The organism is Bacillus sp. AFS017336 (assembly GCF_002555445.1).
Taxonomy (GTDB): domain Bacteria; phylum Bacillota; class Bacilli; order Bacillales; family Bacillaceae_G; genus Gottfriedia.
Window position 1 is genome coordinate 77594 of the sequence record NZ_NUCO01000033.1, and the last position, 12652, is coordinate 90245.

Annotated in this window: 9 protein-coding genes; 6 read left to right on the top strand and 3 right to left on the bottom strand. The window is 30.7% G+C overall.

Annotated features, from left to right (window positions below; genetic code table 11):
* Positions 1 to 37 precede the first annotated feature (37 nt).
* Positions 38 to 2152, top strand: coding sequence for a DNA helicase RecQ (gene recQ / locus CN601_RS19025; protein WP_098171965.1), 2115 nt, complete (start codon positions 38 to 40; stop codon positions 2150 to 2152).
* A 54-nt stretch (positions 2153 to 2206) separates the two neighbouring features.
* Here the strand turns inward: recQ and CN601_RS19030 are convergent, their stop codons facing one another.
* Complete coding sequence (locus CN601_RS19030; RefSeq protein ID WP_098171966.1) at positions 2207 to 3808, bottom strand: glycoside hydrolase family 10-like protein; 1602 nt, start codon at positions 3806 to 3808, stop codon at positions 2207 to 2209.
* A 317-nt stretch (positions 3809 to 4125) separates the two neighbouring features.
* Here CN601_RS19030 and CN601_RS19035 point away from each other — a divergent pair, with 317 nt between their 5' ends.
* A complete protein-coding gene (locus CN601_RS19035; RefSeq protein ID WP_098171967.1) occupies positions 4126 to 7296 on the top strand; it encodes an ATP-binding cassette domain-containing protein in 3171 nt (1056 codons plus the stop codon).
* A gap of 826 nt (positions 7297 to 8122) precedes the next feature.
* Here CN601_RS19035 and CN601_RS19045 read toward each other — a convergent pair.
* Positions 8123 to 9328 (bottom strand): tyrosine-type recombinase/integrase, encoded by a 1206-nt coding sequence (locus tag CN601_RS19045; RefSeq protein WP_098171969.1) that lies wholly within the window; start codon positions 9326 to 9328, stop codon positions 8123 to 8125.
* Between the two features lie 2 nt (positions 9329 to 9330).
* Positions 9331 to 9804 carry a helix-turn-helix domain-containing protein gene (locus CN601_RS19050; RefSeq protein WP_179865610.1) on the bottom strand — a complete coding sequence of 158 codons (474 nt, stop codon included), beginning with the start codon at positions 9802 to 9804 and terminating at the stop codon, positions 9331 to 9333.
* A gap of 160 nt (positions 9805 to 9964) precedes the next feature.
* On the opposite strand from CN601_RS19050, the gene CN601_RS19055 reads away from it, so the two are divergent.
* From CN601_RS19055 to CN601_RS19070, 4 genes are read left to right on the top strand one after another with little or no spacing between them, the layout of a single operon-like run.
* Positions 9965 to 10135, top strand: coding sequence for a helix-turn-helix domain-containing protein (locus CN601_RS19055; protein WP_257131750.1), 171 nt, complete (start codon positions 9965 to 9967; stop codon positions 10133 to 10135).
* The gene (locus tag CN601_RS19060; RefSeq protein ID WP_098171971.1) at positions 10132 to 10728 is read left to right on the top strand and encodes a CHC2 zinc finger domain-containing protein; all 597 of its coding nucleotides are present in this window, start codon (positions 10132 to 10134) and stop codon (positions 10726 to 10728) included. Before CN601_RS19055 ends, CN601_RS19060 begins: the two co-directional genes overlap by 4 nt.
* Entirely contained in the window at positions 10725 to 12242 is a 1518-nt protein-coding gene (locus CN601_RS19065; RefSeq protein ID WP_098171972.1) for a hypothetical protein, read from the top strand. Before CN601_RS19060 ends, CN601_RS19065 begins: the two co-directional genes overlap by 4 nt.
* Positions 12232 to 12633, top strand: coding sequence for a hypothetical protein (locus CN601_RS19070; RefSeq protein ID WP_142317371.1), 402 nt, complete (start codon positions 12232 to 12234; stop codon positions 12631 to 12633). Before CN601_RS19065 ends, CN601_RS19070 begins: the two co-directional genes overlap by 11 nt.
* Positions 12634 to 12652: the final 19 nt, after the last annotated feature.

Consider the following 12652-nt stretch of genomic DNA (forward strand, 5'->3'; position numbering starts at 1 on the left):
TAGAGTTGTAATTAGAAATTATAAAAAGGAGGTTTACATGTTAACAGTTGCAAGAGAAAACTTAAAAAAGTATTTTGGGTATGAAAATTTTAGAGCGGGACAAGAACAAATTATTGAACGAGTTTTATCAGGCAAACATACAGCGGGTATTATGCCTACCGGTGGTGGAAAGTCGATTTGTTATCAAATTCCAGCGACTATTCTCCAAGGAGTTACCCTCGTCATTTCTCCTTTAATCTCATTAATGAAAGACCAGGTAGATGCATTGCATCAAGTAGGTATACCTTCCACATTTATTAATAGTTCTCTTTCTTATAATGAAGTAAATGAAAGAATGATGGATTTAAGCTATGGTGAGTATAAAATTTTATATGTTGCTCCAGAACGATTGGAATCAGAAAGTTTTATAAACGAGCTCAAAAAATTGCCAATTTTACTTGTGGCAGTAGATGAAGCTCACTGTATCTCTTCATGGGGACATGATTTTAGGCCAAGCTATTTACGCATAAAAAACTTAATTCAAGAGCTTCCTACAAAACCTACAATATTAGCTCTGACTGCAACCGCAACCCCTCAAGTTAAATCTGATATTTGTGCTCAGCTAGGTATAATAGAGGAAACCGCGATTATTACCGGATTTGAAAGAGAAAATTTGTCATTTAAAGTGATTAGAGGTCAAAATCGATTAGATTATATAAATAATTACATAAAACAAAATAAAAACGAATCTGGTATTATTTACGCTGCAACTAGAAAAGAAGTAGATAATATTACAATTAAGTTAACGAATCTCGGTATTTCTGTTGGAAAATACCATGCAGGTTTAAGCGATGTTGAACGTTCAAAACAACAAGACGCATTTTTACAAGATAATATTAATGTGATGGTTGCTACAAATGCATTTGGAATGGGAATTGACAAAAGTAATGTACGATACGTAATCCATTACCAAATGCCCAAAAACATGGAAAGTTACTATCAAGAAGCAGGAAGAGCAGGGCGAGATGGCTTAGAAAGTGAATGCATATTACTTTTTAGTGCACAAGATGTACAAATTCAAAGATTTTTAATTGAGCAATCTACTTTTGATCCAAATAGATTAAAACAAGAAATTTCAAAGCTACAATCAATGAAAGATTACAGCTATTGCGAAACATGTTTACAAGCTTTTATTTTAAAATACTTTGGTGACGAAAGTGAACATGTTTGCGGGAAATGTAGTAATTGCATCGATCAACGTACTGCAATTGATATTACGATTGATGCTCAAATTGTTTTATCCTGTATCATTCGAATGGGAGAAAGATTCGGTAAAACGATGGTAGCTTCAGTTTTAACTGGATCAATGAATAAAAAATTACTAGACTTAAATTTTAATACATTAACAACGTACGGTTTATTTAAAAATCGTACACTTAAAAGCGTTGGAGATTTAATCGATTATTTAACATCTGAACAATATATTGGTGTTACTAGTGGCAAATTTCCATTATTAACCGTTACAAATAGCGGAAGAGAAGTTTTATTAAATAAAATAAATGTAATGAAAAAAGAAGATATCCAAGTAGTTGAAACAACTAATGTTGATAATGATTTATTTAATCAATTACGTAGTTTACGAAAAGAAATTGCTAGCGGACTTGGTGTACCACCGTTTGTTGTTTTTTCTGATAGTACATTGCGAGATTTATGTAACTTATTACCTACTACTGAAGAGGAATTTCTACAGGCCAAAGGTGTCGGATTACAAAAACAACAAAAATTTGGTAATCAATTTATCGAAGTAATCCAGAAATATAAAGAAGAAAATCAGATTGAAGAGCAAATAGTGCGACCAAAAACTCAAACCATAAAAAAAGTGCCTTCTCATACAATCTCATTTGAATCTTATCAAAACGGTCTCACAATTGCTGAAATCGCAAAAGAAAGAGGTTTAAACACAACTACAGTTGAAAATCATATTCTACAAGGTGCAATGGAAGATGATCAATTTGATTGGGATGAAGTAGTTCCAGGAGATTTTGAAAACCAAATTAAGGAAGTAATTAAAACAGTTGGAAGCGAGAAGCTAAGACCAATTAAGGATGAATTGCCTGCTGAAATTAGTTATTTTATGATAAAAGCTGTGATTATGAAGTCTGCAACTGTATAAAATGTTTGTATTAATAAGAGCTTCCACAAAATTGGAAGCTCTTTTAATTTTTGATTATTTCTTTCCAGCTTTAACTTTTATTTGATTACTTACTTTACTTTCATTATGAAGTCGATCTACCGCAGTTATTTCATATGTGTATTCTTCATCTATATTTGCAGTCGTATCAAGATAACTTGTTTTACCACTGTCTAATTTACGAACTGTCGTTAAAATGTTTCTTGGATCATCTGTACTGTCTTTATGTGTTCCATCAAATCGATAGACAACATAATAGGAAACATCTTTATCATTCGGATGAGTATTTAAAGTAAGCTGAATTCCATCTTTTGTACGAACAGCATTTTCAAATTTCGGTTTCTTTGGTGCTTGGTCATCTATCCAAGGCATCGATGGGATTAATGCTTTTGTTTTATATACATCTTGGCTTAATTGATCTTTAATACCAAGTGGATTACGGTTTAAGTCTTTTATTGAAAAATGCATACTACCTTTAATTTCAGGAATTGTGCGATTTAAGGCAATTTGATTTGGTAATTCATCCGGTTGTGCCCAAGCTTCATTGTTAGCATTAATTTTGTAATCAGCTTGTCCAATATATAAATCAATATTTTTACCTTTTACTTCATTAGACCACCAATTTGCTAGAGTATCGTAAGCGGCTGCATCAAATCCGATATTCCAGTAAATTTGAGGAGTAATATAATCTAGGTAATCTTTATTAATCCAATCTCTAGTATCTGCAAATAGATCATCGTAATTCGTTTGACCGGCAGTTGTATTTGAACCAGTAGGGTCTTTAGCGATATTTCTCCAAACTCCGAACGGACTAATACCAAATTTGACATAGGATTTTTCTTTTTTAATAGAATTGTGAAGTAGTTTTACGAATTGATCAACATTGTCACGACGCCAATCGTCTATATTAGCAAATTTTTCTTTACCATACTTTTCATATGAAGCCTGATCAGGAAATTCTTGCCCTGCAATACGATACGGATAAAAATAATCGTCCAAATGTACGGCATCGATATCATATTTTTTTACAACTTCCATAATTCCATCAATAATAAATTGACGAGCATCTGGATTGCCTGGATCAAAATATAATTGCTTTCCATATGGGACTACCCAATCAGGATGCTTTCTTGCAGGATGATTTTCGGCTAAAGTATTTAAATCAGCTAAAGTAGCATCACCTGGTTCCGTACGAGGCATTGTAATTCGATATGGATTAAACCATGCATGAAATTCAATATTACGTTTATGAGCTTCTTCAACCATAAATGCAAGTGGATCATAGCCTGGGTCTTTACCTTGCGTACCAGTTAAATATTTAGACCATGGACCGTAATTTGAAGGATAAAAGGCATCAGCTGTCGGCTTAATTTGAACAACCACTGAATTCATTCCCATCTTTTCTACGTCATCTAATAGTTTAATAAACTCCGATTTTTGTTGCATTTCAGACAATCCAGTTGCTGATGGCCAATCAATGTTTGTTACTGATGCTATCCATGCTGCTCGTAGTTCATGCTTAGGCGGGACTGAGTACTGTGAAGTAGTTTCTGCGTTAACATTTTGGATTTGTTGCAATAAGAGTGATGCGCCTACAGTAGCAGCAATCGCATATTTACCAAGTTTTCTTTTCTTCATAAGTATTCCACCATACTTTCTATTAAAATAGTAGCGTTTACATAATATAAAACTACCAAAAATGGAAAGTAATGTCTATAAAAAAATGAAACGAAATTTCAAAATAATCTTAAAAATCAAGAAATTAAATTTCGTTTTTTTGAATTTTTAGTGAAAAGCCACTTTTAAAGATAATTTAAATATTTGCAGAATATAGATTGAGTTGTCTTAAATTGTTAAAATAAATAATGTAAGTATATTTGTATTAATTAAAGGTCATATAAGGAATGAACATACATAATTAAATAAAATATTATGAGACAAGAGAGGATATGAATTTGAAAATAAGTCATTTAATTGCAAATAATATTAATAAATTAGATGCAATTTTACCTGAAAATCAGTCGTTAGGAATTGCAGGGTTATCTGGTTCTGGTAAAACAACTTTTTGTCAAACAATTGGTGAAGAATCAAAGAAGAGATTAGTTTCATTATTACCTAAGGCAGAATATCAATATTTATTTCCAAACATAATGGAAACAAACTTTAGTGCGATTAATATGGAAGATATGCCATTAGTACTATTCCTAGGTAAATCATCTATTTCTACTAATCCACGTTCTACGCTTGGAACACATACTGGTGTTTTTAAAGACATCCGTGTGAGACTTGGAGAACTGTTTCATCAATCACCTGAAGTTTTTTCGTTTAACAATGAGTTAGGCTGGTGTCCTGATTGTAAAGGCCGTGGCATTACGAAAAATATTGAATGTAAAAAATGTAAAGGAAATCGTTATAATCAAAAGGTTGAAGAATTTAAGATAGAGTTATTCGGTAAACCACATTCTATTTCCGATATTAATAACTTAAGTGTAGAAACAATCTTATCTCTTGCAGATGAATTACATATTAGTGAAGCAAAGCAACATTTACTTAAAAATATTATTAAAATGAATATTGGCTATTTATCATTAAATCGAATTACTGGTACTTTATCTGGTGGAGAATTAACGCGACTTTACTTAGGCGAATTTATGGCGACTAGTGAAAATACAATCATTATCATTGATGAAATTTCAGTCGGACTTGATCATGAAACATTAATTAGAATTTTAGATGAGATAAAAGAATTAGGAGTTAAAAACCAAATTTGGTTAATTGACCATTCTGATACAGTGCTAGATGCGACAGATGATCAAGTATTTTTCGGACCTGGAAGTGGTAAATATGGTGGGAAAATCGTAGAAGAATCTCCGCGACCAAAGCCAATTTATTGGGAACGAAATCAGGCTATGCCAAGTGAGTATTATGAATTTAAAGATCTACATTGTCGTAATATCCAAATTGCTGAAATTCAAATCCCTAAAAATAGACTGATAACATTTACAGGCGAGTCTGGATGCGGGAAATCAACTCTAGTAAATGAGTGTATGTCTAAAGATTTTTTAAAGCGATATCCAAAAGATAAGTTAGTTATGGTTGGACAAGATCGCAACCAATCAATTACGAGCCGATCAACTGTTGCTACATTTTTAGATATTAAAAGAAAATTAACAAAATATAGTGATGACATTGATGATATTTTCCAACGCTCAATTGAAGATATACTTCCGGAACTACCGAATGAAGACATCGCACATAAGCGATTAAGCCTACTAATCAAACTCGGACTTGGCTATCTTACGCTAGAAAGAAAAACACAAACACTATCAACAGGCGAATTTCAATGTGTCCATTTAGTATCTGAATTATTTTCGAATTCAAGAAATCCACATACGCTATTCATTTTCGATGAACCCTCTAAAGGTTTATCGCAAAATATTTTAAATCAATTCATCGATAGTGTTCGAGAAATTCTAAAAGATGATTCGATCTCCATTTTGATGATTGAACATAATGCATACATGTTAGAAAGCTCGGATTATATTGTAGATTTTGGCAAAAGAAAGACTAGCCCTGTTGAACATCTGGATGTTGTCAGTCATAATGATCATTTTAATCATATAACAACTGATAAATCTGAACGTCAAACGCATATTTCATCTGCTCTTAAAGTACAAAATGGAGTTCGCTATATACAAGAAAATCAGATAAATTATTTTAAAAATGCAGAAAACATCTATAAAGGTGGAATATTAAAAAGTCTTTCATCAATGGCAAGACTTATTTATGGAGAATATGAATCAGATGCGATTGTTCCAGTTATAGCAATCGATTTAGAAAGACATCTATACAGCCAATATACATTTTTGTATGAAATTGGTGGGCTAATAAATCAGATTGTAGCGTCACATCCGACTAACAAAGATACAAGAAGTTTTGACTTTTATAGTCAAGATAATCATTGTCCATCATGTTCTGGTCGTCGAGTAATTGAAAAATTTGATATCGATGTAGTAATCCAAAATAAAGATGTACCTTTTTGGGAAGGTTTATTACATCCAGATGTAATGGAAGTGTTAAAATATTACCAATATCCAAAATTACAATTCCTTTTTGAAGAAATTAAAAATGAACTAGGTCAAGATATTAGTAAAAGTTACAATGAGATGACTGAAGCCGAAAAACATACTTTTTTATATGGATACTGGGATCAAACATTTTATGACAAAGCAGGAAAAACCCAAAGATTATGGGAAGGCTTTAACATTATCATTGGAAGATATATGTCAATTTCAAAATCATCTATTAAAGAAGATATGAAGACTTCAAAAGAACAAATCTTATGTCCAATTTGTAAAGGGACAGTATTAAAGCACCGCAAAAAATTAATGTTTGGTGAATTTGATATTCGAGAGATTATAAATCAACCAGTAGATCAAGTAATCAAAACAGTTGGCCAACTGCCAGTCTTAGAAAAAATAAAATCAATCGTTGGTGGAGAAACTGCCTTAACTGTAGAAATTTCATTACTTTCTCGAGAGCAACAAGTTGCCTTAAAAATGCTAGAAATAAAACAAGCAAGTTTTGTGGGGTATGAAGTAGTATTACAAAATGCATTACCATTTTGGGATCGCATTAAAACAAATATTGAAGAAATAAGCAGCAAAAATTTAGTAACGCTAACTGATTTTAAAGACATCTATGAAACTAGAGAAGAAATTATAGACAAGTATTTCACAAATGGTAAATTCAAAAAACTAACATATGTTTATGAAGCATTTGGCTATAAAAAAATCGTTACACTAATTAATAAAGTAAAAGCAAGCAATCCTTGTCCGTTCTGTAAAGGGAAGAAAGTAATTTCTGAAGATAATCTTCATGACGGAGTATATAAATTAACAATACCTTGTGTTAGCTGCTTAGCAAGTGGAATCAATGAAAGTGGACGTCAACAGATAGTTGAAGGAGTAGAGGTTGAAACGTGGCTTACTGGTAAAGTAAGTGATGTTGTTCCTGAAAACCAATTAACAGAGGAAGTTAAAGATATTCCAATATTTAATCGAATTCGAGAACTTAATAAACGAGATATGATGGCAGTTTATCAATGTTTGATTCAAAATAATTAACAAAAAAAAAGCTCATTTTCAAAGTGAATTTGAAATGAGTTTTTTATTATGTTTTCGAGTAAATAAGTATGTCAATATAACAGTTAATATTGTTGGAAAACGTTCAAAGAATATTGTTCACATTTTATTCATGGTAATAAAACAGAATATTTAGTATGATGAACTTGTAGCAATTAACGAATTTTCTAAAATATCTATGAAAAACAACAAGAATGTAACTATATCAGAAAAATAATATTTTTGAAAGTAGGAGATATGGATGAATCATTTAAATTTAGGTAGGAACTTAAAAATATCAGCGGGATTATCGGTATTTGTAGTTTTTTTGATGACATATCTTTTAAATTAAAAAAGTATGGAAGAATTTGATCTAAAACTCGTTTGTGAGAATTACAAATGAGTTTTTTTATTTATATAGCTAGTAACGTTCAAAAATTCGTATATCAGTTCAATTTTCAAAAACAAAAACAGAACATACATTCTGGTAATTTGAATAAAATTATGGTAAAATTAGGTAGAGTAGAGTTGTGGTGGCTACCTTTCTTCGGTAAGAAGAAGGGTTTTTATAATATAAACGATGATATATCAATGTTTATGATGATGTAAACACTATGTTTGGTGCAAATTTGGTGCAAACTTAAAAAAAATACAGTTTACAACTAAATCTATATAAAAAGTAAAACATATACCTACATACCTACATAAAATCGCTGAAACCCTTGATATGACTGATTTTTTCGTATGTAGACTACCTACATTTTATGATGTAGGTATGAAAGAAACCTACATTACCTACATTTACACAAAAAAAGCCTACTTTTTAAAGTTAGGCTTTTTTAACATAATTTTTAAAGTTTAATACATTTTCTAGTTTTTCAGTAGCAACACGATTAGTTTCTTGAGTGCTATGGACATATAAATCCAAAGTAGTACTAATCTTACTATGACCTAACCGTTTTTGAATCGTTTTCATATCTACACCTTGTTCATTTTGTAGTGTACCATTAAGATGGCGTAAATCGTGTAGGCGAATAAAACGTAAATTATGACGTTGTAAAAAGCGTTTAAACCATTTTGAAGGTGTATCATGGTAGATCGCTTTACCATCTTCATGGCAGAAAATAAAACGATAATCACCACCATTCCATTCATATAAAAGTTGTTCTCTTTTCTGTTCTTCACGATATTGTTTTAATAATTCTATCATTGGTTCAGACAATAAAACAGGGCGAATACCACTTTTAGATTTAGGAGTAGTTATGACAGGCTCACCATTTTTGGTGTCTACTAAATTATTTTCAATAAAAATTGTTCCTTTTTCCCAATCAATATGTTTCCATTCAAGTCCTAAAAGTTCACCACGTCTTGCACCAGATAAAATTGCTAACATATTGTAAACTTTCCAACGTGTAGGTTCATCTTGTAATGCAGTTAATAATCGTTCAATTTCTTCTTTGTTGTAAGGTTCAATTGATTTACTTTCATCTAATTTAACTGATAAATCTTTAATTGGATTATCTTTTATTAATTTCCGTTTAGCTGCATACTTAAAAATTGATTTTAATGTATCAAGAATTGATTTACGTTGTCCACTAGATAAACCACCTGTTTTTCTATCAAGTCTTGCACCATCTTTTTCTAGATTGTGTAAAAAATCTTCAATTTTACCATAGGTGATTTCGTCTAGATACATATGACCAAATTCCTTAATCAATCTAGTGTCAAGAATATTTCTTTGGCGATTGAGTGTTTTTTGTTTATACTCCTTAACGGCAACCTTTTCCCACCATTCAGTAGTAAACTTTGCAAATGTCATTTTACTATTACGACTAGGAGCAATAAATTCACCGCTTAATACTTCACGCTTAAATTTTAAGAATTCTTCTTCAACTAATTCTTTTTCTTTTTTAGGAGTTAGTTTTTCTTCTATTTTGAAAGTCTTTGTTTTACGTTGATATTTTCCATTTGATCCACGACCTATGCTAACCGTGAAACGATATGTACCATCACCACGCTTCAGAATATTAACCACGATTATTCCTCCATTTTTTTATTTCTGGATTCAAACGATTTCAATAAATCTTCTTCAAATTGTAAACCTTTAGCATTTTTGTAAGTTTGCATCAACATGATTGTATCAATTATTTTTAATAAGCCATTTAATTGATAATTTTCAAGTTTAATTCCTGAGTAATACAATTCAAAATTTTTCGATGTGATTATTTCTCTTAAATCTAGTTTAGATGAAGTTTTTTCAATTAAAGTTTCTTCTAACTCTACTTTTTCCTCTAAATAACCAGCTTTTTCCATTAGATGCTCTTTTGTAACTCCTAACGGTTCAGCGATTTTACTCAATACATCAGCCGAAGGTTTACCAGTAGTACGATTCATTTCAATATTCGTTAAATATGTTCGTGAAACTCCACTTAATGCGGCTAGTTTGCTATATGATAATTTTTTTTCTTGACGCAAACTTTTAACGTAACTTGCTAATTCTTCTTTATTCATTAAATCACTCCTATGAAAGTAATATATCATTAATAATCACGAAATCGCAACAAAATAATCATAACGATAAAATATTGACATAAAAAATGATAAATTATATCATAATATTAATACAGTGAACTTAAAAAATCATTTTGATAAACGAAAGGCAGGAAGGAAAATGTTAATAAATAAAACTACAATGACAGTCAAAGAATTAAGTGCTTACATTGGTGTAGGCATGACAACGATTTATCAAGAAGTAAGCGAAGGGAAAATTCCTCATGTTCGAGTAAGATCAAAAATTCTTTTCTCTAAAGAAGTAATAGACGAATGGTTAAATAAGAAATGAAGAAACCAACTCCAATTGAGCTAATCAAGGCATCGACAACTATCATTGAAATATTGGAGTTATATGCAGGAGTTACTTTTAAAAATGTTAATCGTACAAAATTATGTATAATGTGTCCTTTCCATAAAGATAAAAATCCATCTATGACAGTCTACACTGATTCAAATAAGTGTTGTTGCTGGAAAGGTTGTGGAAATAGGAAGCAAATGGATATGTTTGACGTTGTAGCGTTTATTAGAGGTGTAAGTACATCAGAGGCTATAAAGATAATACTGCATGATTTAAAGTTGTCCACAGGCAAAATAAACGACTCTAAAGTGATAAAGAACATTGAATCTAATCGGATTAATAACACTTTTCAAAAAGAGTTCAATTCAGCTTTAAGCTATGTAAATAAGATTATTACAGACATTAAGGTATTTATAAGAAATAATATATATACCCTTTATGATTTAGACATATTTGGAAATGTGTATCATCAACTTGACCGTTATTATCAATTGGAGTGTATGCTGCAATCAGGTGATATGGAGACAAAAAAAAGAGCCATCAGTGAAGTGAAAAGGCTCTTTGAAAGGAATATAAATAAATGATTTTACTGGATAATTATATCACAAAAGAAGAAGTAAGTGAAATAGCTGAGCAACGAACTAAAAAGAAAGATAAAAATCAACGACATATAGAATTAGTAGTTCAATTATGCGAGAATTTTCATATATTTAGAACTCCAATAAATGATTGCTATGCAAAAGTTAAAATCTCGAAAAATGGCAAAACGCATTATGAAATATATGATATGGAAACAAATGATTTTAAAGAATTAATTATATTGGAATGTAAAGACCGTTTTGATGAATTTGTAAGTAATTCAGCTATTGAAACAGCAGTAAACTATTTAAAAGCCCAAGCAAAAAGTGAAGGCAGAATCGAAGAGGTTTTTATTCGAATAGCTGAAAAAAATAGTTGTGTTTATTTAGATTTAGCAAACGAATATCGTGAAGTTATAGAAATTTCTAAAGATGGCTGGAAAATCATAAATAATCCACCAGTTAATTTTTTTCGTACTAATTCCACAAAATCATTACCAATTCCAATCAAAGGTGGAAATGTAGAAGAATTAAAAAATGTTCTTAATTATGGAAATGAGTCTAATTGGAAATTAACTATTGGTCTACTTTTATCCTTTTTTAGACGTTCAGAAGAATATCCAATAGGGAATATTCAAGGAGAGCATGGTAGTGCAAAATCCATGTTTACAACACTATTAAGAAGTATTGTTGATCCGTCTGTAACTGCATTAAAAACACCACCAAAAGATGAAAGAGATTTAGCGATTTCTGTATCAAAAGGGTATATACAAGCCTATGATAATTTATCTTCAATTACATCTTCAATGTCAGATATTTTATGTAGAGTAGCAACTGGAGGAACTTATGCGACTAGAAAGCTACATAGTGACAAAGACGAAGTGAATTTACCATTATTAGCTCCAGTACTATTTAATGGCATAACAGAAGTAGCGAAAAGACAAGATTTACTTAGTCGATTAGTCATTATTCATTTACCAGCTTTAACTAGTACAAAAGACCGTAAAACGATTTTAGAAGAGTTTGAAGAAATGTTACCTAGAGTATTAGGAGCGATTTTAGATGTTGTTTCATCAGGACTAAATGAAATGCCTAATGTAGTTTTAGAAGGTAACCCACGAATGGCAAGTTTTGGTGTTTGGGTTACTGCTTGCGAAAAAGCATTAATGTGGGAAAAAGGTTCATTTATGAAAGCCTACAATGAAAATATTTCAATTGCAATAGACCAAGGGATTGATAGTGATCCTGTAGCAAATGCAATATTTATTTTTATGGAAGAACGAAATGGATGGTCAGGAACACCTACTGAATTAATAAGAGAACTTGAAAAAATTGATGAATATGATTTAGCGAATAAAAACTCTAAACCAGATAATACACAACTAAAAAACAGATTAAAACGAATTAAGGCTGCTTTACGAAAAGGGAATATACAGTATGAAGAATTAAAAAGAACTAGTAAAGGTAGCCGATTAAAACTTGAAAAAGTAATTAAAAAAAATGATGAACATGCACTTTAAGAACATTAGTGATTTAATTTATTTTATTAATTTACAGGGTTGCGAAATCATAGACCAAGGTGAAACAGTATCTATAACTAATTGGAGTAAATTAACAAGCGAAATTCAATCTACTATAAAGGCAAATAAAAGCGAAATTATTAACACAGTAAAAAGAGATAAATTAGCGAAATCTTATGGTTATATTATTGCAATTGCTGGAGAAATTTACACGAAGTCAATAAATAATTATTCAGCCATTTACATTCAATGTGTAGATGGCTTTTGGGTTGCTAGTAAGGAAAATCATCTATTGAATGGAAACTCTTTATATAAAGAAATTACAAAGGATTATGATTTAAGAATTGTATTTCCAAAGGCGAACGATTATTTAAACTATTTTAGAAGATGAAAAAAAGGAAATTATAATA

Coding starts and splice junctions, on each gene's coding strand:
- recQ (WP_098171965.1), top strand. CDS start 38: ATGTTAACAGTTGCAAGAGAAAACTTAAAAAAGTATTTTGGGTATGAA.
- CN601_RS19070 (WP_142317371.1), top strand. CDS start 12,232: ATGCACTTTAAGAACATTAGTGATTTAATTTATTTTATTAATTTACAG.
- CN601_RS19065 (WP_098171972.1), top strand. CDS start 10,725: ATGATTTTACTGGATAATTATATCACAAAAGAAGAAGTAAGTGAAATA.
- CN601_RS19030 (WP_098171966.1), bottom strand. CDS start 3,808: ATGAAGAAAAGAAAACTTGGTAAATATGCGATTGCTGCTACTGTAGGC.
- CN601_RS19050 (WP_179865610.1), bottom strand. CDS start 9,804: ATGAATAAAGAAGAATTAGCAAGTTACGTTAAAAGTTTGCGTCAAGAA.
- CN601_RS19055 (WP_257131750.1), top strand. CDS start 9,965: ATGTTAATAAATAAAACTACAATGACAGTCAAAGAATTAAGTGCTTAC.
- CN601_RS19060 (WP_098171971.1), top strand. CDS start 10,132: ATGAAGAAACCAACTCCAATTGAGCTAATCAAGGCATCGACAACTATC.